The sequence below is a fragment of the Enterococcus ureilyticus genome, assembly GCF_001730315.1.
Lineage (GTDB): Bacteria > Bacillota > Bacilli > Lactobacillales > Enterococcaceae > Enterococcus_L > Enterococcus_L ureilyticus.
Genome location: NZ_MIKC01000023.1, coordinates 72,969 through 96,160 on the forward strand (window position 1 = coordinate 72,969; position 23,192 = coordinate 96,160).

General features: G+C 38.1%; 18 protein-coding genes and 2 pseudogenes. 9 read left to right on the forward strand and 11 right to left on the reverse strand.

Translation table 11 applies throughout. The features are described from left to right. Positions 1 to 41: 41 nt before the first annotated feature. Positions 42 to 950, reverse strand: coding sequence for an AEC family transporter (locus BCR24_RS09435; RefSeq protein ID WP_083244373.1), 909 nt, complete (start codon positions 948 to 950; stop codon positions 42 to 44). Between the two features lie 399 nt (positions 951 to 1,349). Between BCR24_RS09435 and BCR24_RS09440 the strand changes: the two genes are divergently transcribed. Further along, the gene (locus BCR24_RS09440; protein WP_069640301.1) at positions 1,350 to 1,667 is read left to right on the forward strand and encodes a winged helix-turn-helix transcriptional regulator; all 318 of its coding nucleotides are present in this window, start codon (positions 1,350 to 1,352) and stop codon (positions 1,665 to 1,667) included. 272 nt (positions 1,668 to 1,939) lie between these two features. On the opposite strand, the gene BCR24_RS09445 is transcribed toward BCR24_RS09440, so the two are convergent. The 4 genes from BCR24_RS09445 to BCR24_RS09460 form a co-directional block, all read right to left on the reverse strand. Next, positions 1,940 to 4,405, reverse strand: coding sequence for a heavy metal translocating P-type ATPase (locus BCR24_RS09445; RefSeq protein ID WP_069640302.1), 2,466 nt, complete (start codon positions 4,403 to 4,405; stop codon positions 1,940 to 1,942). A gap of 280 nt (positions 4,406 to 4,685) precedes the next feature. Further along, entirely contained in the window at positions 4,686 to 5,705 is a 1,020-nt protein-coding gene (locus BCR24_RS09450; RefSeq protein ID WP_069640303.1) for a LacI family DNA-binding transcriptional regulator, read from the reverse strand. Positions 5,706 to 5,818: 113 nt separating this feature from the next. Then, positions 5,819 to 6,493 (reverse strand): beta-phosphoglucomutase, encoded by a 675-nt coding sequence (gene pgmB, locus BCR24_RS09455; protein WP_069640304.1) that lies wholly within the window; start codon positions 6,491 to 6,493, stop codon positions 5,819 to 5,821. Further along, the gene (locus tag BCR24_RS09460) at positions 6,486 to 8,825 is read right to left on the reverse strand and encodes a glycoside hydrolase family 65 protein (protein ID WP_275579448.1); all 2,340 of its coding nucleotides are present in this window, start codon (positions 8,823 to 8,825) and stop codon (positions 6,486 to 6,488) included. Before BCR24_RS09460 ends, pgmB begins: the two co-directional genes overlap by 8 nt. A gap of 182 nt (positions 8,826 to 9,007) precedes the next feature. On the opposite strand from BCR24_RS09460, the pseudogene BCR24_RS09465 reads away from it, so the two are divergent. The 3 genes and pseudogenes from BCR24_RS09465 to BCR24_RS09475 form a co-directional block, all read left to right on the forward strand. Then, positions 9,008 to 11,108 (forward strand): annotated as a pseudogene (locus tag BCR24_RS09465) (PTS transporter subunit IIBC); the annotation flags it as partial. A 156-nt stretch (positions 11,109 to 11,264) separates the two neighbouring features. Further along, positions 11,265 to 12,086 (forward strand): endonuclease/exonuclease/phosphatase family protein, encoded by an 822-nt coding sequence (locus BCR24_RS09470; protein WP_069640307.1) that lies wholly within the window; start codon positions 11,265 to 11,267, stop codon positions 12,084 to 12,086. A gap of 119 nt (positions 12,087 to 12,205) precedes the next feature. Further along, positions 12,206 to 12,841, forward strand: coding sequence for an NAD(P)-dependent oxidoreductase (locus BCR24_RS09475; protein WP_069640308.1), 636 nt, complete (start codon positions 12,206 to 12,208; stop codon positions 12,839 to 12,841). A gap of 190 nt (positions 12,842 to 13,031) precedes the next feature. On the opposite strand, the gene BCR24_RS09480 is transcribed toward BCR24_RS09475, so the two are convergent. Together BCR24_RS09480 and BCR24_RS09485 are read right to left on the reverse strand one after the other, a co-directional pair. Further along, entirely contained in the window at positions 13,032 to 13,652 is a 621-nt protein-coding gene (locus BCR24_RS09480; RefSeq protein ID WP_069640309.1) for a GyrI-like domain-containing protein, read from the reverse strand. A 74-nt stretch (positions 13,653 to 13,726) separates the two neighbouring features. Further along, positions 13,727 to 14,530 (reverse strand): MerR family transcriptional regulator, encoded by an 804-nt coding sequence (locus BCR24_RS09485; protein ID WP_069640310.1) that lies wholly within the window; start codon positions 14,528 to 14,530, stop codon positions 13,727 to 13,729. A 150-nt stretch (positions 14,531 to 14,680) separates the two neighbouring features. On the opposite strand from BCR24_RS09485, the pseudogene BCR24_RS09490 reads away from it, so the two are divergent. The 3 genes and pseudogenes from BCR24_RS09490 to BCR24_RS09500 all read left to right on the forward strand — a co-directional run bounded on the left by BCR24_RS09490 (position 14,681) and on the right by BCR24_RS09500 (position 16,464). Next, positions 14,681 to 15,547 (forward strand): annotated as a pseudogene (locus BCR24_RS09490) (AraC family transcriptional regulator). 141 nt (positions 15,548 to 15,688) lie between these two features. Continuing rightward, a complete protein-coding gene (locus BCR24_RS09495; protein ID WP_069640311.1) occupies positions 15,689 to 16,111 on the forward strand; it encodes a MerR family transcriptional regulator in 423 nt (140 codons plus the stop codon). A 2-nt stretch (positions 16,112 to 16,113) separates the two neighbouring features. Continuing rightward, complete coding sequence (locus tag BCR24_RS09500) at positions 16,114 to 16,464, forward strand: DUF4260 family protein (RefSeq protein ID WP_069640312.1); 351 nt, start codon at positions 16,114 to 16,116, stop codon at positions 16,462 to 16,464. 187 nt (positions 16,465 to 16,651) lie between these two features. Here BCR24_RS09500 and BCR24_RS09505 read toward each other — a convergent pair whose 3' ends face one another. Next, on the reverse strand, positions 16,652 to 18,067 hold the full coding sequence (locus BCR24_RS09505; protein WP_239574244.1) for a lytic polysaccharide monooxygenase: 1,416 nt from the start codon (positions 18,065 to 18,067) through the stop codon (positions 16,652 to 16,654). A gap of 446 nt (positions 18,068 to 18,513) precedes the next feature. Between BCR24_RS09505 and BCR24_RS09510 the strand changes: the two genes are divergently transcribed. Then, positions 18,514 to 19,977 carry an AcpB/EbpR/MafR family transcriptional regulator gene (locus tag BCR24_RS09510; protein ID WP_069640314.1) on the forward strand — a complete coding sequence of 488 codons (1,464 nt, stop codon included), beginning with the start codon at positions 18,514 to 18,516 and terminating at the stop codon, positions 19,975 to 19,977. Positions 19,978 to 20,096: 119 nt separating this feature from the next. On the opposite strand, the gene BCR24_RS09515 is transcribed toward BCR24_RS09510, so the two are convergent. Both BCR24_RS09515 and BCR24_RS09520 read right to left on the reverse strand, forming a co-directional pair. Then, positions 20,097 to 20,855 (reverse strand): MurR/RpiR family transcriptional regulator, encoded by a 759-nt coding sequence (locus BCR24_RS09515; protein ID WP_069640315.1) that lies wholly within the window; start codon positions 20,853 to 20,855, stop codon positions 20,097 to 20,099. A 16-nt stretch (positions 20,856 to 20,871) separates the two neighbouring features. After that, complete coding sequence (locus BCR24_RS09520) at positions 20,872 to 21,660, reverse strand: LysR family transcriptional regulator (protein WP_244884611.1); 789 nt, start codon at positions 21,658 to 21,660, stop codon at positions 20,872 to 20,874. A gap of 103 nt (positions 21,661 to 21,763) precedes the next feature. On the opposite strand from BCR24_RS09520, the gene BCR24_RS09525 reads away from it, so the two are divergent. Beyond that, entirely contained in the window at positions 21,764 to 22,300 is a 537-nt protein-coding gene (locus BCR24_RS09525) for a DUF4865 family protein (protein ID WP_069640317.1), read from the forward strand. A gap of 301 nt (positions 22,301 to 22,601) precedes the next feature. Here BCR24_RS09525 and BCR24_RS09530 read toward each other — a convergent pair whose 3' ends face one another. Further along, positions 22,602 to 23,159 carry a DNA-3-methyladenine glycosylase I gene (locus BCR24_RS09530; protein ID WP_069640318.1) on the reverse strand — a complete coding sequence of 186 codons (558 nt, stop codon included), beginning with the start codon at positions 23,157 to 23,159 and terminating at the stop codon, positions 22,602 to 22,604. Positions 23,160 to 23,192 lie beyond the last annotated feature (33 nt).

Genomic DNA, 23,192 nt, shown 5'->3' on the forward strand with positions numbered 1-23,192 from the left:
AATACCTTTGTGTGTTTTTCTTGCTCTCTTTTTTACTTGTATCATCCCATCAACATCATCACAATCGTCATCAAAACCAAACTAATCAAAATACTCGCAGAAGAAGTAAAGCCAACCGTTTCCTCAGGCATGCCTGCCTTAACACTATTGATCACCGAAAATGTCGGCATTGGCGCTAAGCACAAGACAACTAGAACAATTCGTAATAATGGCGACAATGGTACAACAAACGCAAACAACAACGCTAATACTGCGCCACATAGATACCGCCAAAACAAAACTTCCTTAACTAAGTGAAGCGCTTTTTTAGGCAGTCTTAATTCAAAATACAACCCGATCATAAACATTGATAAAAAACCATTGGCTTTTGCCATCATATCCAATATCCCTAATAGCTCCACAGGTAATCTAACTTGGCCGATCCTAAGCAATAACATGATCAGATAGGCTGTAAAAGGAGCAGATTTAAGCAACGATAAACTAATTTTTTTCAACGTAGTTTCCTCTTTAGAGCCAACCATTTTATCGATTAGTAGCGTACTCCCACCCGTCAGCATCACACTATTTCCGATATCAAACATCAACAGAAAAGGTACTGCCAAAGGATAAAAACCTTGAATAAATGGCAAACTAAAATTACCGATATTATAGCCAGACATGGTATACATTTGAAATTTCTGTTCTAAAACAGAACGCTTTTTACTGACTTGACTGCCAATCAAAATCACGAGAACATTCAATATGATCCCCATAATCAGCAAGAAAAATAGTGTTTCTGAAACGACTACATTCGCTAAACTCACGATCACTGTGGCAGGTAACGTGATATTTACAATGATCACAGACAACATGCTCCCGTCTGCTTTATTCAACAGTCCGATCCGCTTCATTAAATAGCCTAAAAATATCATAAAACAAAAACCTATCGCTTGTAGTAAAATTTCTTTCAACCAACTCGCCCCTCACTTGTTTATTCCTATCTCCAATTATAACAAAAAAAGAAACGCTCTATGTAAAAAAACATCTGCACAGCATTTTACGCAGATGCATTGTTGATTCATTATAGTAAATGTTCTTTAGGACGCTTGTATATCCTTTGAAAAAAGAAATGCTCGCATTAAAAGCAGCATCACACTTCCAATCACCAAAAAATACACTGGTATCATGTATAAGGTTCCCTTATCAAGTAGACTCATTCCAAAGGTGAACAAGCTTAATAACCCAGACTAAAGAGCGCACCAGCTGTGCCGATCACATCTTGAAAGTCAGTCAATGCTAAACTGAGGCAATTAAGCAACGCAGTTCCTGTTCCAGTCAGTGGAAGAAAATGAATAGAAGGACATGAGAAAATGAAAAAAAGAAAAATCCATAATTGTTTAGATGGTTGTTCTGTAGAATCAACCTTACAACTAATTTCAGGTAAATGGAAATGCGTGCTACTGTACCATTTAATTTTTGAAGTTGCTTATCGTTACAGTGAATTGCACCGCTTTCTCCCTTGTATCACTAAACGGATGTTGAGCTTACAATTAAAAGACTTAGAAGCAGATAAGCTCATTCAACGAACCGTCATACAGGAAAAGCCCATAGTTGTGAGTTATTCCGTAACAGAGTATGGGCGAACGTTGGCTCCAGTTGGTATAAAAAAATTCCCCGATTTACAATGATCCTTACTTCCATTACACTAAAGTCACTTATTGCTTAACGCGATAAACTTTTAAATAAATGGAGGAAATCAACTTGACTATAAATACACCAGAAAAAACGCCAAACAAAAGATGAAATTTTGACGATCGTCGTATAAAATTCCTTATTTTCGCTTTTACACTTCTATAAAAAAAAATCGACTAATTATCTTAGAATCAGTAATCTTTTTACTGTTTGCTAAGAAAATAGTCGGTTTTTCGTTTCTTTTCACTTAAATAGATAGTAGTAGCTCTTATTTCTTCAACGCTGAAGGCTTAAAGCCTTTCAATCTCAATGCATTCAACAATACAGACACTGAACTAAAACTCATGGCAGCTCCTGCAATCATTGGGTTTAACAATGGACCGCCGAATAAGTAAAGCACGCCCATCGCAACTGGAATACCTAGCGTGTTATAAGCAAATGCCCAGAATAAGTTTTCTTTGATATTCTTGATCGTCGCTTTACTCAACTCTACTGCTGTCGGTACATCCATCAAATCACTGCGCATCAAGACGATATCTGCTGATTCCATCGCAACATCGGTCCCAGAACCAATCGCAATCCCGATATCTGCTTGTGCCAACGCAGGGGCATCATTGATGCCATCACCAACCATGGCAACTTTTTTTCCTTCATTTTGAAGTTTCATTACTTCATTGGCTTTATCTTCTGGTAAGACTTCACTTAAGACACGGTCGATTCCAACTTGTTTCGCAATCGCTTGGGCTGTCCGTTTGTTGTCTCCTGTGATCATCGCAACTTCGATGCCCATTTGATGTAGTTTTTTGATTGCGGGAATGCTGTTTGGTTTGATCGTATCTGCAACAGCGATAATACCTGCGATCATACCGTCTTTTGCAATATACATCGGTGTTTTTCCTTGTTCCGCTAATTGATCTGAAGTCGTTCCTAAATCACCTAAAGAAATAGCACGATCATCCATCAATTTTTTGTTTCCTAATAATAAATGGCTGCCTTCGATCGTTACTTCGATTCCATGCCCTGGAATGGCATTAAATCCTTCAGTTGCAGCAAAAGCTAAGTTTTTTTCCTCAGCTCCATTAACAATTGCTTCACCTAATGGATGTTCTGAGCCCTTTTCAGCAGATGCCGCTAAACGTAGTAGCTCATCTTGTTCCAAGCCGTTTACGGTTAAAATATCCGTTACTTTGGGTTTCCCTTCTGTGATTGTTCCTGTTTTATCGAAAACGATCGTTTGGATTTTGTGCGTCGTTTCAAGTGCATCCCCACTTTTGATCAATACGCCATTTTCAGCACCTTTTCCTGTTCCTACCATGATTGCAGTTGGTGTGGCTAATCCTAAAGCACAAGGACAGGCGATAACTAAAACGGAAATCGTAATTGTTAGGGCGAAAACCCAAGATTCTTGTCCTAAGAAATACCATGCTAAACCAGCTAAAACAGCTAGCACCATCACGATCGGTACAAAGACACCAGAAATTTTATCCGCCATTTTAGCGATTGGTGCTTTCGAGCCTTGGGCATCTTCTACCAACTTGATAATTTGAGACAAAGCAGTATCTTTACCCACTTTAGTTGCTTTAAAACGGAAACTACCATTCTTATTGATGCTTGCGCCAATAACATTGTCGCCAACTTTTTTCTCAACAGGCATACTTTCACCTGTCAGCATGGATTCATCGATGGCAGATGAGCCTTCGATCACAACACCATCCACTGGGATTTTTTCACCTGGACGGACGACAATAATATCTTCTAATTGAACGCTGTCGACTGGGATTTCCATTTCTTGACCATTACGGAAAACACGAGCATTTTTCGGTGCTAAGCCCATTAATTTTTTGATGGCTTCAGAAGTTTTTCCTTTTGAAACAGCTTCAAAATATTTTCCCAATGTGATCAACGTTAAAATAACACCTGCTGATTCATAGTATAAGGCCATCGTAAATTGCGGATCTCCGGCAAAAATCATCACCGTACCATACAAACTATAGGCTACAGCAGCGCTGGTTCCTAGAGCGACCAAAGAATCCATATTCGGATGTCCTTTGAATAGCGCCTTGAAACCGACAATAAAGAAGCTTCTGCCCAAATATAAAACAGGCATCGTTAAAATCAACTGGACCAGAGCAAACGTTTCAGGATGCATCATTGGATCAATGAAAGCTGGCAATGGTAATCCAACCATATGTCCCATTGCAACATACAATAAAGGTACCGTGAACACTGCTGACAGCCAAAAACGTTGCCACATATCTTTGATGTGTTTTTGTTTTTTCTCGCGGTCTTTGTCTACCGTATCAACCGAATCTATTTGTTCGACTGCACCGTACCCTGCATCGGCTACGGCTTTTGTTATATCTGAGACATTTAAAATTGATGGGTCATAATCGACGACCATTTTTTCTGTGGCTAAATTGACAGATGCTTTTGTAACGCCGTTCAATTTTCCTGTTGTTTTTTCAATCGTTTGCGCACATGAAGCACACGTCATTCCTTCTATATCAAATGTTCGTTGTTGGAGATTGCTCAATGCTTCATACCCTGCATCGGCTACTGCTTTTTGAATGTCAGTTTCTGAAAGTTGGCTTTCATCATATTCAACATTTAGCTTTTCTGTCGCTAAGTTGACCGTTGCCTTTGACACACCCGTTAGTTTGGCTGTTTCTTTTTCGACTGTTTGTGCACATGAGGCACACGTCATCCCTTCTATATCGAATGTTTTTGCTTCCATTTTCCCAGCTCCCTTACTTACTTCATTTTTATAATCAAAATCACAATGACTATATTTGTAGTCGAATCATTTCTTCTTTATATTAAGGCAGAATAGTCCATTTGTCAACCAAATAATCCATTATTTTCTATTATCATTTAATTTCCAAATAGTAAAAAAGACTGAGATGTGACTCTACGAGTCATATCTCAGTCTCAAGGAATCCGATTTAACGGTAAGAACAAAAGCAATTTTTTTGTCCTATCCTTCCTTATTTCATCATTAAAATTAGCTAGTAAAATCATTCTATCGCTTTCAAAGAAAGGACTGTCTCTCTTTTGATGAGTTTATGAGGAATCACCATCCGAACGCCTGTCGCCGCTTTTTCCTGTAATGATTCGATCAACTTTTGCATCCCCATTTTGCCAAGTTCTGCAATATCGATATCGATACTGGTCAAATAAGGATGAACGAGTGTTGCATAAATCGAATTATTGAAACTGATCACCGAAAAATCATCTGGCACGCGATAGCCATACATTTGCGCTAATTGAATCATTCGCATCGCAAAAATATCGTCGATCACGACAGCCGCTGTTGCTTTTGTTTCTTTTAAAAGCTGTTCAAACGCTACATAATCTTCCGGTTTTTCCATATCTACTGAAGGAAATACCGTCAAATTTGCTAACATCATCGCCTTTTGGTAGCCAAAATAACGCTCATAATAAACATTTTCATGGGTCGTATTCGTAATAAACAAAATATCCTTATGCCCATTTTCAATTAAGTAATCTGTCGCATGTTTTCCGAGTAATTGATTATCATTATCCACATAAATGACCTTATCTTCATTTGTATACGGCTGACCGATCAATGAGAAGGGAACTTGATTTTCGAATAGATAATCGATGACTGGATCATCTTTATCTGAGTATAGTAAGATGAATCCATCGACTTGCTTTTGACGATGCATCAGTTGAACATTCTCTAACAACGTCTCAAAAGATTGCGCCGTAGCAATCGCTGTTGTCATACTGTGTTTGCGCGCTTCAGCATTGATCGACTCAATGATTTCCAAGTAAAAAGGATTTCCCATACGTTCACGAGAATCTAAAGGTGGTAAAATCACCCCAACTGCACCTGATGAGCGTTTCCCGAGATTTCTCGCAGCAATGTTGGGCACATAACCCATTTCTTCCATTACCTTATAGACTTTTTTCTTCGTCGCATCTGAAATACTTGAGTGGTCGTTGATCACTCTGGAAACAGTGGAAGTAGCCACACCAGCTTTTTTAGCAACATCTTTAACAGTAATTGTCATCTATTCTCCTCCTTTCATGATGAATCTTATAAAATCATTCTATCGTAGAAAATAATACCATAGATTGATACTCTGTTGTTATCGTCTTTTCATTCAGGAATGATTCCTTGGCATCAATCCTCTGCTTTCGCTGTGTTCCAGATAGATAGTAAGAACTCGAACGTTAATTCTTTCGTGGACGAAACAAGTGCGATATCCGTCCCAAGATCTTCTGAACGCCCCACACCGATCGGTAACGCCTGGCTTGCAATAATGGCTTGGATACCCGCTTTAGCGTCTTCGATTCCGATGCATTCTGCTGCTGTCAACCCAACGTTTTTGGCTGCTAATTGAAAAATTTCTGGATCAGGTTTTCCCTTTGCAACTTCGGCCGGATCAGCAATACCATCAAAATAGGACTTCAACGCCATTTTTTTTAATAGAAAAGGACCATTTTTACTAGCAGAAGCCAAAGAGAGTTTGATTCCTTGTCTTTTTAAGCTTTTTAACAACTCTAAAATCCCTGGATAAACATCCTTTGGACTGACTTGTTGGATCATTTCCACGTAATACTCATTTTTTCGCGCTGCTAACTCAGTAAATTGTTCTGAAGTGAAGGCATTTGTTTTTCCACCATGAGCTAGTAGTAACGTTAATGAATCTTCACGACTAACCCCTTTCAGTTCTTCATTAAAGGCACGATCAATCGTAATCCCAATCTCTTTTCCTAACCGTTGCCATGCTTGATAATGATACTCCGCTGTATCCGTTAGCACACCGTCTAAATCAAATAAAACACCTTTAAACATCCTCATTCACCTTTTCCATCTCACGCACTAATTCATCAGCCAAAACGACATTGTGTCCGTATAGTGTTAATGGCAATTCTGAGCCTGAAACAAGTTGTAAACGAACGTGATCTTTATCAACCGTTACATATAACAATCGCCCACGATAATTCACATGGAAGGCATAGCTTGTCCAAGTACTTGGTAAAAACGGTGCAAAGCTTAATTTTTCATCAGCCGTCTTCATTTGCGCAAAGCCTTGCACGATTGCAAGCCAGCTCCCTGTCATTGAGGTGATATGCAGGCCATCTTCTGTATCGTTGTTGTAATTATCTAAATCTAAACGAGCTGTCCGTTGGTACATTTCTACCGCTTTTTCTTCCATCCCGAGTTCTGCCGCTAAAATCGCATGAACACTTGGCGATAAAGAAGATTCATGCACCGTCATCGGCTCATAAAACAAGAAGTTCCGTTCTTTTTCTGTTCGTGAAAAACGTTCGCCAAAGAAATAAATACCTTGTAAAACATCTGCTTGCTTGATAAAGCAAGAACGTAGAATACGATCCCAAGACCAATGTTGGTTTAATGGTAAGTCCTCTGGTGATAATGCTGTTCTCGGCAGTAAATCTTTATCTAAAAATGTATCATGTTGGACAAAAACGCCTAACTCTTCATCAAATGGATAATACATATTTTCGATGATTTCCTGCCAATGTGCTTGCTCTTCTTCAGAAATATCAACAGGTGTTTCTGCTTGATATTTCGTGTAATTCTCTAATGTATAGCGTAATACCCAAGTTGCGAGCGTATTGGTGTACCAGTTGTTATTGATATTATTTTCATACTCATTTGGCCCTGTCACACCATGAATCATGTATTTTCCAGTGCGTTTAGAAAAATGGACACGATCTGCCCAGAAACGTGCAATTTCAGTTAGAACTTGCAGGCCTTCATTTTTTAAATATTCCTTATCTCCCGTGTAATTCACATAATTGTAGATAGCATAGGCAATTGCACCATTTCGATGGATTTCTTCAAAGGTGATTTCCCATTCATTGTGGCATTCAATTCCTGTGAAGGTCACCATTGGATACAAAGCACCTGCTAATCCTTGTTGGCGAGCGTTATGTTTTGCTTGTTCTAATTGGTTATAGCGGTATTTCAATAGATTTTTTGTTACTTCTGGTTTTGCTAAAGCTAAATATAAAGGAACCGCGTAAGCTTCTGTATCCCAATAAGTAGCACCACCATATTTTTCACCTGTAAAGCCTTTTGGTCCGATGTTCAAACGTTCATCTTCTCCATAGTAGGTCGTAAATAATTGAAATAAATTAAACCGAATCCCTTGTTGCGCTGCATCGTCTCCTTCGATCACAACATCAGCCAATTCCCAACGTTTTTTCCAAGCTTCGTTTTGCTCACTCAATAATTCATCGAAGGTTTTCGTCGTTTGTTTCAATAGTTGAATGGCCTTTTCTTGTTGTTGCGCTTCTGGAATATCACGACTAGTTAAGACGATGACTTGTTTCTCTAGCGTGATCGCTTCGTTTGTTTGTAGCTTCGCTTGAAATGATTGTTGTACTACTAAAGGCTCTGTTTCGGCAACACCTACTTTGGCCTCTGTTATATGTTTCATCGCGGCCGTTACACTAAACTGTTCAATACCAAACGGATTTGGAATTGTTTTAGTTGTTAAAAAGCCGATTGCTTCTTCAAAGCCAGATTGTTGTGCTTCCCAAAACATTTCATCATAGTTACTATCTTCATTACGAACATCGCCATCGATTTTTGAGATAATTTGAATCTCTGCACTTCCTTCAAGAACTTCTGCCGTTACTCGAATCACAGCCAGTTCTTGTTGCACAATACTCAAAAAACGCTCAAATCTGAATTTGACCCTTGTATTCCCGTTTTCAAGAATGAATGTGCGTGTCAACAGCCCGTTACGCATAGCTAATTCTAAGTAAAAATCTTTTGGTTCTTGTACACCTAAGTCTACCACTTCTCCATTCACAAAAATGTCCATCGCGATAAAATTGACTGCATTGATAACTTTTCCGAAGTATTCAGGATACCCATTTTTCCACCAACCGACTCTCGTCTTGTCTGGATACCAAACACCAGCTAAATAGGTTCCTTGATGATGATCCCCTGTATATTGTTCTTCAAAATTTCCTCTCATTCCCATATAACCGTTTCCCATTGACGTTAGTGACTCTTGAAGACGGCGTTCATTACGTTCTAATTGATGTGTAGTAATTTTCCATGGGTCTATTTCAACTAAATGCTTCATTTTCTCTCCTCCTGTAAATGAGTTGCTTCTTAGCATCATAATAAACGCAACCGATTGCATTGTCAAACATTTCTTTATGCTCTACTGCTTATTAGATAGAAATCCTTTTATTATAATAGAAATATCATTTTATCAATAATACAAAAGAGAGAATTTTGGTTAAGGGTTTACAAATATAAGAATCTGATTTATACTACATTCAACGAAATCGGTTGCACTATGATTGCAAAGGAGAGAAAAAGATGAAAAAGTTACTAAGTTTTGAGTTTTGGCAAAAGTTTGGGAAAGCATTAATGGTCGTAATTGCGGTTATGCCCGCCGCAGGGTTAATGATCAGTATCGGGAAAACGATTCCTCTAATCAACCCAGACTGGGCAGCACTAGCAACTACAGGTGGGGTTATTGAAAATATTGGCTGGGCTGTGATCAGCAACTTGCATATTCTGTTCGCACTTGCGATCGGCGGCAGCTGGGCAAAAGAACGTGCTGGCGGAGCATTTGCGGCTGGACTTTCTTTTATTTTGATCAACCGCATCACTGGTTCGATTTTTGGTGTCACTAGTGATATGTTAGCCGATGACAAAGCCTTTACGCACACCTTATTTGGCACAAAAATCATGGTCAAAGGCTTCTTTACTAGCGTTTTAGAAGCACCCGCCTTGAATATGGGAGTTTTCGTCGGGATCATTGCAGGTTTCGTCGGCGCGATGGCGTTCAACAAATACTACAATTACCGCAAACTACCAGATGCTCTTTCGTTTTTCAATGGGAAGCGCTTTGTTCCATTCGTTGTGATTCTTTGGTCAACGATCGTTGCGATTCTTTTAGCTATTGTTTGGCCTTACATCCAAGCTGGTATCAACAATTTTGGTCTTTGGATCGCTCAATCTCAAGATACTGCACCTGTTCTCGCACCATTTTTATACGGAACATTAGAGCGCTTGCTATTGCCATTTGGCTTGCATCATATGTTGACGATTCCGATCAACTATACCCAATTAGGCGGAACTTATGAAATCTTATCTGGTGCACAAGCTGGCACGCAAGTATTCGGGCAAGATCCATTATGGTTAGCTTGGGCAACTGATTTGGTCAATCTAAAAGGCGCTGGTGATACATCACAATACAACTACGTCTTGGAAAACTGGACGCCTGCTCGTTTCAAAGTAGGACAAATGATCGGCGCTTCTGGTATTTTGATGGGCATGACGCTAGCTATGTATCGTAATGTCGACCCTGATAAGCGTTCCAACTATAAATCAATGTACCTTTCAGCTGCTTTAGCCGTATTCCTAACAGGAGTCACAGAGCCTTTAGAATTTATGTTTATGTTTGCGGCAGTGCCGCTATATGTTGTTTATGCCATCATCCAAGGTGCAGCATTCGCGATGGCAGACATCGTTGCATTACGGGTTCATTCATTTGGAAATATTGAACTTTTGACCCGAACACCCTTAGCCATAAAAGCCGGTCTAGGTGGCGATTTGCTGAATTTCGTTCTTTGTACTATCGCATTTGGCGTTTTGACTTATTTCATCGCCAATTTCATGATCAAAAAATTCAACTTTGCTACACCTGGTAGAAATGGCAACTATGATAATAATGACAGTCAAACTGACTCAACTACAAACAGCGCTCAGAGTACAGCTGGAATCGACCCTCAAATCATCGATATCGTTCATCTGCTAGGCGGAAAAGAAAATATCGTGGATGTTGATGCGTGTATGACTCGATTACGGGTCAGTGTTACTGACAAGAGTAAAGTCGGAGCAGAAGATGCCTGGAAAAGAGCTGGCGCGATGGGACTGATTGTAAAAGATAATGGTGTCCAAGCTGTTTACGGACCCAAAGCAGATGTGTTAAAATCAGATATTCAAGACCTATTAGATTCAGGCGTTGCAATTCCCACACCGCAGCAAACTGAAACAAACGCTACGACCGAAAACAACTCAACGTATCTTGGTCTAACAAAAACAATCGTACCTGTTGCTAATGGTGAAGTGATCACTATGGATCAAGTAGATGATCCTGTCTTCTCACAAAAAATGATGGGCGACGGTTTTGCTGTCATTCCAGAAGACACAATGATTTACGCCCCAATTGATGGTGTAATCAGCAGTATTTTCCCATCTAAACACGCTTTAGGCATCCAAACAGCAGAAGGCCTCGAAGTCCTGATCCACATGGGACTAGATACGATTGAAATGAAAGAATCGGCCTTTACGATCCTAGTCAAAGAAGGACAAGAAGTAACCGCAGGTGAAGCAATCGCCACGGCTGATTTAGAAAAAATCAAAGCAGCCGGTAAACAAACAACCATGATCGTTGTCTTTACCAACGGTGAAAAGATCAAGACATTCCATTTGGATAAAGTCGGTAAACAAAATCCCGGAACAGCTATCGGACGCTTAGACATTTAATATACGGAAATTTCTAAACAGGTTCGGCGTAAAGCTCACAGAGTTTTATTCTGAGCCTGTTTTTATGGAGGAAATAAATATGAACATACTGACATTAAACACCCATAGTTGGTTAGAAAAACATCCCTTAGAAAAATTACAACAATTAGCTGCTCAAATCATTAGAGAAGACTATGCAATAATCGCCCTACAGGAAGTCAATCAGCGAATCGACAGCTCACTAGCAATTTCTCCACAAAATTTCCACCCAACCAAAGAGCAATTACCAATCCATGAGGATAATTTCGCGCACCTTTTAGTTCAACGACTAAAAGAACAAGGGCACGACTACCATTGGAGCTGGACCTATAATCATATCGGATATGACCTTTACCACGAAGGTGTTGCCTTACTGTCAAAACAACCAATCCAGCCAACTGCACTCGTTGTGTCTGCAGAAAAAGATCCTAATGATTACCGGACTAGAGTTGCATTAATCGGACAAACCAAAGTTGGTAAAAAATCAATCACTGCTGTAAGTTGCCACTATTCTTGGTGGACAGAAGTTGGTGGATTCGCTGATGAATGGTCAAAAACTGAAGCCGCATTGCAAAACCTCAGTTCTCCATTAATCATCATGGGAGATTTTAACAACCCTGCTTCAGCTAAATATACTGGCTACGAGCTTGTCCTTAACAGTCCTCTTTTGTTGCAAGATAGTTTTTTAGCTGCTAAAGAAAAAAGGGGCGAACACACTGTGGAAAAAGCAATCGATGGCTGGGGGGAAAATCAAGAGAAATTGAGGATCGACTTCATCTTCACTTCACAAGAAATGGCGATTTCCAGCTATCAGGTTGTGTTTGACGGAAAATACACGCCCATTGTCAGTGACCATTTTGGCGTAGCAGTAACGATTCAATAAAATACGAAACAGTACGTTTATGGAGAATTCAATTTTCGACGGACTGTTTCTTTTTTCTCATTTCAAAATCAATGATAAACTAACTGATAATAACCGTTTTACAAAAGGAGGAGACTCAGATGAATATCACGATTTTCGGTGGTAGCGGATTCGTTGGACAAAAACTAACAGAAGAATTAACGAGCCGCGGACATAATGTGACGAGCATTTCCAGAAGTGGGCGGCCGGTAGGCTTAACCGCTCCATGGTCAAAAAAAGCAACCTGGGTTCACTCCGATATTTTACAGGATACGCATTGGCATTCAGCTGTCAAACACGCCGATTGGGTCATCGATACGATTGGTATTCTCTGGGAGCATCCTAACAAAAAAATCACTTATGATCGCTTTATTCTACAACCTGTCCAACTAATTCTAGATTATCTACAAAAGCATAATCCAACTGCTGAATTCTTATTTATCTCAGCTAATAGCGCGCCGCTTCCTTTAAGAAAATATATGGATGCGAAACTACAAGCAGAGCAATTGATTAAAGATAGCAGTCAGCCCTATACTATTGTCTATCCTAGTTTTGTTGTCGGTAAAGCTCGCTTTCTTTCAATCACCGGAGGACGAGTTATTACCTTTATGCAAAAAATACCAGGTGTTAGAAAGCTTGTCCAAAATTATACTCCGATCTCCAGAGAAAAACTCGCAGTAGAACTGTCGAATGTGGTGGAGGGGAAAACGTCGCTTTACACGCAACGACAGACATAAAAAAACAGGACATGTTTTTTTCAATTGATAGAAGAAGTAGCTCGCTAGCTTATACAGTAATACAAAGCCAACGCCTTTTTCACTTCAAATCAATACAAATAATAGCTAAAAGGGAGCTAGCATGACGACTAACTCCTTTTTAGCGATATTCTGAGCATAAAAAGCTGCTCTTATGCCTCTCTTATAGGAATTATTTAACAGGATAGCGTAGTGTTGTTTTCATTTTTTCAGGCGCTACTTTCCTCCCATCAGAAAGGTAGATTTCTCTATGGGAAAATGTCTTTCTACTCAATCGATGTTCGCTACAATAACGCTCCATCACTTCAAATGTTTTGCCTTCCTCACTATATGGACCTACATGCAGCATTTGTACACATATCCCCTCTTCGATTGTTTCAAATTTTACCTTTTGGTTATTCGGATTTGGTTTCTTTTTAGTTACCTGCTCTAAATTAGCGAACGCAATCTCTTCCGTAATAAAATCAGGTTGTCGAATCATAATTTTATAGACCAAATCTGCCTTATCAAAGGCCCGCCCCTCTGCCACCGCTTCATCTGATAACGCCCAAAGTCCTTCTAAAGGATAAACGCTATATTCAAAGGGTTCCTTACCAATCAGCCCCTTTTTAGCCAACATTCTGATACCATAGGATAGCGCATACAAAGCACTGACCTCTTCTGAGAATTGTTGTCCATTAGGATCCCCCTGCCCCGATAGTGTGTAAAATTTTTGTTCTGGAACGTTAATCTTGATTGGTTTTTCTTTTGGTAAATATAGTTCCTTCTCTTGTTTTCTCCACTCAAATTTCATTGTTATTTCCTCCTTATTTTAAAGGCTAAACAGGTGCTTACAATTACGATAGGATGGATTATTGACCCGCAAAGCTAGATAAACGATTTGATAGGTAAAAAAATTTCCGTAACGTATTTCGCTTGGTTCCCCTTGAACTTCTTGCCACTTCCTTTAATAAATGTATTGATAAACGAAAAATCTGTCTCCAATCGATGTTGCTCTACATGATCGATCAATACTTTATACGCCTGACCAATCTCCTGATAATCCCCGTAATGAAGTGTTCGAATCCCTGTCATTTCAGGAAAAATCTCATTTTTCACCTGTTTACTTTCAATAAACTGCCGAACAGGCAAAGCTATTTCATATTGTATTTTCTCATCTAACAGCTCACGTTGACTCGTGAACAGCTCACCCACAACAGCCTCCTTAGCTGCTTGATATAAGTGATCCACTTCCGGTCCCATTTCATCAAATGGACAAGTACATCTCCTAGTAATGACTCTTTGCGCTGATTTGGTATGTGGTTCAATTCTATATTTTTGCTCACAAGCATCTATTTCACCTACCGTTATCATTTGATCGATTTTTTTCATCAATCGTTCTTTCTCTTGTATTTCTTCTAAAATAAAGGCCTTTTTTTCAAGCAAATAATAGGCTAAATCGCCCTCTTCTTCAATACCATTCAACACTTCTTTGATTTCTAAAATCGAAAAATCACTATTTCTTAATAACGTCAGTTGATTCGCTAATGTGAAATCTGCTTCGTCATAATAGCGATAGCCATTCTCTTGATCTCTTAAAGAAGGAATCAGCAACCCTTCTCGATCATAATAACGTAACGTTGATTTTGGAATAGCTGTCATTTTTGAAAATTCATTGATTTTGTACTTCATCTGCTCACCACCTTTTTTATAGTATAAACCTTACACTGCACTTGAAAGTCAAGTATCCCGTAAATTTTCCCTGCCACTCTTTTTTGGGCAGAGAAAGTGAGGCACACTTAGTTTAACTATTATACAATGAAATCAGGAGTTGATCATATCATGGAATGGGTTACTAGACTGGAAAATTCATTAGACTATATCGAAAAACACTTAACAGAAGAAATCGATTTTGCGCATTTAGCTACCCTCGCCTGCTGCTCTACTTATCATTACCAACGTATTTTCTCTTACATGGTTGGCGTCCCCTTAGCCGTTTACATTCGACGTAGAAAATTGTCTTTAGCAGGTGTTGAAGTAATTGATGTCGCCATTAAATACGGCTATGAATCACCGAATTCATTTGCCCGCGCTTTTAAAAACCAGCACGGAATCACGCCTTCTCAAGCACAAGAAGAAGGGAGTCTACTAACCTCATATCCTAGAATCAAGTTCCATATCACAATCAAAGGAGATGTAGAAATGGAATATCGCATTGAAACAAAAGAAGCGTTTCGGATTATCGGCGCAAAAAAAGCATTATCTGCAGACATTGAGGAAAACTTTAAGGAAACCCCATTATTTTGGCAGCAAGTCGGAATGGACGGCACATTGAACAATTTGATTCCGCTAATGACTCAGGAACCAAGAGGCGTAATGGGGATTAGTGTCGGTTTTGAAGCTGCCCCTACAGACAAAAATGATTTTTCAAGCAGTGAAGGAACATCATATTATATCGCCGTTGCAAGTGATCAACCAGCTCCGGATACATTAGAAGAATACACTATACCAGCATTCACATGGGCTGTTTTTTCTGGACATGGTGCAATGCCTCACGCTATCCAAGAGTTAGAAAAATAAATCGTCACAGATTGGCTGCCAAGTTCTGGATACGAATACGCGAATGGCCCTGATATCGAACTTTACCTTGATGCTAATCCAAGCAATGCCAGCTTTGAAGTTTGGCTGCCTGTTATAAAATCACAATGATCCCGAGTTACTCTCAAACCTGAGCTGTTGAGTATGATGTCAGCGGCTTTGGTTTGTTAGTCGTAACTGCAGATTTTCTGAATCCACTCTTGACCTTTGACTTATATCCAATGTTACACTAATTGTATAGGAGGGATATCCATGAAAATAACCGCATTTGCCCAGTGCTTCAACTTATCAACTGATGCTATTCGCTTTTATGAACGCTCTGGTCTGCTAAAGCCTGAACGTCAGCCAAACGGCTATCGTGAATTTACAGAAGCGGATCAGCAAGACCTTAAAATCATCTTAGCTTTAAAAGCATTGGATTTTTCGATAAAGGAAATCAGCTATGTACTTGAATTAAAAAGACGCCCGATTTCCATTCAATGCAACGACGACTCAACTAAATTTCTAATCAACAAAATCGACTTTATTAAGAAAAAAATTGATTTTTACGAAATGGCCTATCAACTGCTACTAAAAATAAATACTACGATTGAAAATAATAGCTATGTAGAACAGCACGCCGAATTATTCAGTTTGATCGATCAATTGGCTAGCTATGGATTGGAGGTGCATTAAACATGACCAATAAAACCATTTTACGTTTAGAAAATGGAACACTCTTTCTTTTAGCTCTCTCATTATTTATCTATCTAGGGTTCCCAATCTTTTATTTCTTCCTTTTTCTTTTACTACCTGATATCACCATGATCGGTTATTTAGGTGGTTCCTCACTCGGCGCTAAAATTTACAATTTAGGCCACACTTTAGTTTTCCCTGTATTACTACTTTTACTTTATCTTGTCATACCTATCATCCTCTTATTGCCGATTGCGATCATTTGGAGCGCTCATATTTTTATGGATCGAACCTTAGGTTATGGTCTGAAATATCCAGATGAATTTAAACATACACATATTCAAAATTTATGATAAATAAAGAGTCTAAGATATCACTCTACGAGTGATATCTTAGACTCAAGGAATCCTTATAAACGGTGGGAGCAGAAGCAATCCCTTCTTATTTCTCGGGATTAAACACTCCTGTCTCAATCTCTTTATTGCTCATACTATGTCGTAATGATTATTTGTTTATTACTGTGTCTACAAGTTGTATTGATTAATTTAGTACCCAAACATTTGAAGTTGCTGGTTCGTTGCCTTGTGTCCACCATTTTGCTTTGTAAATTTTTCCTTGGAAGATCACTTTGTCTCCGCCACTATAGGCTTTACTCGTTTCCCAATTCAGTACTTTATCTGAAAGAAGTTTCCACGCATCGGATTTATCTGGACGATCACCTTTCGTCCACCATTTTGCTTCATATTCTAAATCACCAAAGATTACTTTATCCCCACCATTATACACTTTGTCAGCATCCCACGTTGTCTGACCACTTGGTGCTTCTTTTGTTTTCACAGAAAATACTGCACTCGTTTCTGATACATTTCCACCAACACTAATTGCTTTTACTGTATAGTTGTACGTTGTGTTTGCCTTTAAACCAGTGTCTTTAAAGCTTGTTTTTTCAGTTGTTCCTACTTTTTTACCATCACGATAGATTTCGTAGTGTTTAACACCTAAGAAGTGAGTTGCTTTGGTCCACATTAAATCGACGGTATTTTCAGTCGTACCCATCGAGTGTACATTTGTTGGCGCTGTTGGTTTTTGATCATCTTCTACAGCAGATGATTGGGTCGTCACTTTCACTGCTGTACTTTTTTCAGAAACTTCCCCGGATGTTCCAACTGCTTCTACTTGATAAGTATATGTTGTATTTTCTGATAAATTTGCATCATTAAATTGGGCACCACCAACTGTTCCTACTTTTTTACCATCACGGTAGACATTGTATTCTTTTGTATTTGTAACAGGGCTCCACGTTAATTTAAGTGAAGACGTCGTTACCTCAGTTGCTTTTACATTTGTTGGCGTTTCTGGCACTACCTCAGTTGGAGGTGTGACCTCACCATTGCCTTTTACATTCACATCAATGACATTATAAAACGCATTTGTTGTATCTGCGACATCCCAGACTGCTAAAATCACATGATATCCTGAACGGTTTTCTGGGACAACAATTTGATGCGACTTATTGTTTGAAGCTGCTGAGCCATCGTGTTTGACTTCGCCAAGAAAATCAAAATCAGCTCTTGCTAATGGTTTTTCTGGGTTCCAACCAACTTTAGTCATATAATAATGCCATTTAGTCGTACTATGAGGTGCTGTATAATGCCACGTAAATATATTTAAACCAGTATTGATGTCTGATTTTGTCCAACGATTCATACCAGTACTATCCATTACTGAGTCAGTAATTTGTCCTTTGCCACCTTCTGCTGAAGCAATTTTGCCATCAGCGGGTCCTGCTTGCGGGAATCCTTTGTCAAACTCTAACGATTGCGGATTGGTAATTACCATTCCGTATTTCTCCATCGCCGCGCTCCACCCCATTGTATTTTTATCTAATGAACCTTGATAACCTCGAGCTGCTGGTTTTTCTACATAGCCATGAGCATTGGCTTCCTCTGCGTTCATCAAACCTACTCCACCTAAAATAATTGATGAGACCAATACAAACCCTACTAATTTTTTCTTTATAATTCTCCTCCGTTTACTATTTTGCCTTTAACTGGCTTAACAATAGTTTAAACGTTATGTAAGAAAAAAAAGGGTCATTTATGGTCAAAAAAAAGTAATAGTTGATCTTTTTTTCTATTATAAGAAAACAAAAACAAATTCCAAACAATACAAGGTGAATATCACAAATGTTATCTAAAAACCCCCCCTTAAAAGGTCATATTTTTCTATTTAAAAGAAAAAATTGAATGATATATTTCAAATCATTTTAAAAAGTATAAAGTAATAGTGATTGCTATATAGACAAAGCGGATTGTTTCACGTTAAAATAAGAAACACCTTGAGATTTATTTCATTAGAAGTTAAAGATAAATAAAAAAACAAAAAAAGAAAGTGTTGATACCATGAAAGACATTCTTTCCTCACGCTCCAAAAGGCAATTGGAGCTAGTAGAATTATTAGCCGACAATGATTGGGTTACTTTAGCCACCGCATCAGAGACTTTAAATGCCCCAGTAAAAACGTTAAAATCAGATATTATTGAACTAGAAGCATTGCTAGCACCTACTACGATCGAAGCTTCCAAAAAGTATGGGATTCGTCTCGCAGCAAATTATGACTTCTGCAAAACGAGTATCTATCAAAAATTCATAAAAAATAGCGTTGAGTTCCAACTTATCGAAAATATTTTTTTACATAGTTTTTCTACAATCATCGACTTAGCTGACAATCTGTACACCAGCGTCTCCACAATCAAACGAATCGTCCTACGAGTGAATCAACTGCTTCAATTAGAAGGCTTCACCATTAACTTGAAGAAAATGCAGCTCGTTGGTGACCCACACAGTATTTGCAATTTTATGCAGCACTATTTTTATGAGAAGTATGGCGTCGCAGAAAGTCTTCTGACTCCGCCTCAACTGATTATTTTAGACCAAGTTGGCCTTCAGATCGTGAAACAGGCGCTTCCAAATAAATCCTCACATGATTTAGATTTTTCTTTATTGAATCGCCTACGTTTTTATACGTACACCGTTATTAATCTCTTAAAACATAATAGTGAAAATCAACTGTCTGATATCGCAGAAAAACAATTTGCGATTCTCAATGATACATATGCTTGCGATGAGTTTTATAGTCAATTCCAATTGCCTTTATCCCAAGCAAACTTAAATACTTTTTTTTACTTGTTTTTCAGCGATGAATACATCGACTCTCTAGCACAAGCACAAAAAATGATTAAAAATGATCGAAACGCCTATTTAAAATATCAAAAAATTGAAACTCTTCTATTGGAAATAGAAAAAAAGATGGACAGTAAATGCCACAATTTCGAAAATATTTTTATACGTCTGTATAATTTAGACTATCAGATTCACGGACGGACTTATATTTTACATGATAAAAATAAAGAGTTTCTTTTAAGCATTAAGAATCTGTATGGCCATTTTCCGATGGAATTGATTCAGTCTTTACAAGCAATTTTTTACTCTAGCCCACATAAAGAGTACATGATCAACGAATCCATTTCTATTCTATTCACAAATTGGCCTGACTTGCTTGATCGTTTAGAGTATTCAACACCTACTATGAAAGCCTGCCTTTTATTTAACTCTAGTATAGAGTATATGGATATGCTTTCTGAGCGGATCACTTATTATTTGCGTGGCCGTTTTTCTTGCACACCTTTACATATTACATCTCTAGAAGAATTAGAAAAACAAGCAGTAGAATATGATTGTATTATCACCAATATCCCAGAAATCTATATCAATACGATTCCAACTATCGTTATTCCTTTGATTCCAGATGCGAAGAGTTTTGATAAATTAATGTTGGTTTATGAAGATTATTTTGATCAAAATTAACTGGTACTTGTATACAATAAAAGGAGCGTGGACAAAACTAAAGTTTAGTTTTGTCCACGCTCCTTCTTGATGATAACCATTCATAGTTTTTATAAAAAATACCTATTTATGTACAGTTTTTACTCAAAACTAGGTACTTTTGTTATTAACTTTTCAAAAATCAGTGTACTCATTACATGTAACATCAATCTTGAACGAATTTTTTTCTGATCTCCAGAACTGCTAGTCAATAAAGAATACGTACTGATCGCTCTTAGTTTATTCGCAGCTACATTCGTGATTGAAATAATTTTTGTTCTATTACATTTTGCTTTGATCATGGTTTCATTGATCTCATCCACTTGGCCACTTAAAGAAAAAACAATGACTACATCCTGATCTGTACTCATTTGAGGAATACATTCGATTAAAAATTTATCAGAATAGTCATTTGTCCACAGTCCACTCAATTTTAGTTTACGATTAAATTCAGTGGCTACTTGAGAACTTGAACCCGTCCCTACACAAAAGATCCTTCTTGCATTAATCAAGCAATTACAAATTTGATCGACATTATTTTCATCGATCAATTCTAAAGTTGTCAAGGTGTCTTTTTTTATATCCTCTAAGACACGGACAAAGTTAGAAGCCACTGGGTAACTACGTTGTCTTTCTTCCCTTGATTGAACAAATGCAGCTTTCAATTCACTGAATGTCGCATAATTCAACTTTTTACATGCTCTGATGATTGTAGCATTTGATACATATAGCACTTCTTTAATATTTTTTAATTTTAGTTCTTCAATTTTTTCGAATTTTAAAATAAAATCGATGACTCCCCGCTCAGCTTCTGACAATCGCTCATAGTTTGAATTGATATCTTTATAAATATCGCTCACATAAATCAAATCCTCTCTATATCAGATCGTTGCTCTGCTCCAAAAATAAACGAACATGTTGCCTGTCCTTTTGATTTCCAACGATATATATAGGAACTTGCTGCTCAATTGGAGCAAAAAGCAACGATTGATTTTGCTTCTCCAGAAAGAAACGCTTGGGTAATATCGACCAACCTACTCCTTTTTTTATTAGGTCGATCATCAAGTAAATAGAGTCCACTTCGACAATTTTACATGTCTGCGGATTGATTAAAGATAGCATCATCTTTCTATATGGACATTCCTTGTCCCGACTGATCAGACACACATCTTGTATATCTGAGGCAGACAGCCGGCCAACCTCTTCATAAAATAAAACATTGCTATCAAGAGAAGTCCTTTTATTTGTGATCAATACATCAATTTCTTTGCTTGCATACATTTTTTCTAAGCGATCTGTCCCCTCAATGATTAGCTCTATCGCAGGCTGATAAGGGATGACCTTGGTTAATTCAAAGTAATTAAGTGCAATCGTTTGTGTACAACCGATCTTTAGCGGGATTTTTTTGTAATGACGTTGAATTTCATCGATTTGGATCAAAATTATTGTTGCGTACTCCAATAACTTTTCTCCTTCTGGAAGTAGTATAACCCCTCGATTTGTCCGCTCAAAAAGCCTCACTGTCAGTTCTTCTTCTAATAGTCGAATGCGTTCAGTTATATTGGATTGTGCATACCCCATTATTCTGGCGGCTTCTGACATCGAACCAGCGGTTGCTACGCATTGAAAGATCGTTAAATCGTTCAATTCCATCTTACCACCCATTTCTTGCTATCACAATTACTGATACCTTATATCATTTTTGCATATTATGCAACACTTTTTGAAAAGAATATAATGAATTTATCAAGAATAGGAGGCAACAGAAATGAATGCGATGCAATACAAAATAACTTTACCAGACGATTATGACATGTCAGTGATTAGAAATCGAGTAACGACCAATGGAACAAAAACAGATCATTTTGAGGGATTACTTTTTAAAGCTTATCTTATTTCAGAAAAAGTTCAAGGAGCAATTTCTAATTCATATGCGCCTTTATATGTATGGCGCGAGTCTGAAGGGATGAATCAATTTATTTTTGGAGGATTTTACGACCATATCATTCGTGACTTTGGCTGGCAGTCGGTCCAAATCGGTATACCTTTAACCTTAGTTTTACCAGAAAATTTTACGGATGCTATTTATTTAACGGAACAAATGATTCCAATCAATGAACAATTATCTTTGATTGATATAGGCAAAAAAATCGTACACAATCAAACACTCTCGAAAAATAGTCTAGGTTATCTAGCCATCTATAATCCTGATAAATGGCTAGCAGCCGTTTTTGAATTTTACGCTGAAAAACCTCTGCACAGTACCGTAGCTCTATATGAGATACTTCATATTTCTACCAGTTAAAAGAAAATGGAGGTTGGGACAGGAGTGTTTAATCCCGAGAAATAAGAAGGAATTCACGAAAATTGCTCTTCAAATTTTTGTGAATTTCAGCTTATTTCCGAAGCCTTCAAATCTTAGTGCTTTAGCACTTAGAATTTGATGTGATCGAAGCGTAGTGATTGCTTCTGCTCCCACCGTTTATACGGATTCCTTGAGTCTGAGATATAATGATGTGACCCCAAAAAATTGTATTTTTCACGTACAACTTTTAGGGTGCACATCATAACTCGTAGAGTTACGTCCCAGACTCTATTTTTTATCATTACTGGCATTTAAAACAATGAAGTAAATGATCATCTACCATGCCTGTTGCTTGCATAAACGCATAAACGGTCGTTGTCCCCAAGAATTTAAAGCCCTTTTTCTTCAGATCTTTACTGATTCTATCAGACAATTCTGTAGAAGCTGGGACTTCTTTGATATCTTGCCATCGATTTTTGATAGGCTTTCCATCTACGTAAGCCCAGATAAATCGATCAAAGCGACCATATTCCTCTCGAATTGCCATAAAGGCCTGTGCATTATTGATCGTGGCCTTGATTTTTAGTTTATTTCTAATAATGCCTGGATCTTCTAATAACAAATCGACTTTCTCTTGGTCATACTTTGCAATTTTTAAATAATCAAACTGATCATAGGCACTAGTCAAGGTCGCTCTTTTTTTCAGAATCGTTGACCAGCTCAAACCAGCTTGCATACTTTCTAAAATCAACATTTCAAAGAGTTTTTGATCATCGTGTTGCGCAGTGCCCCACTCTTCATCATGATACTTCTCTTCTAGTTCATTGCCATTTGCCCAATCACACCGAATTTTTTCCATATCCTACTCCATTCTTTTTTACTAAGCATAACA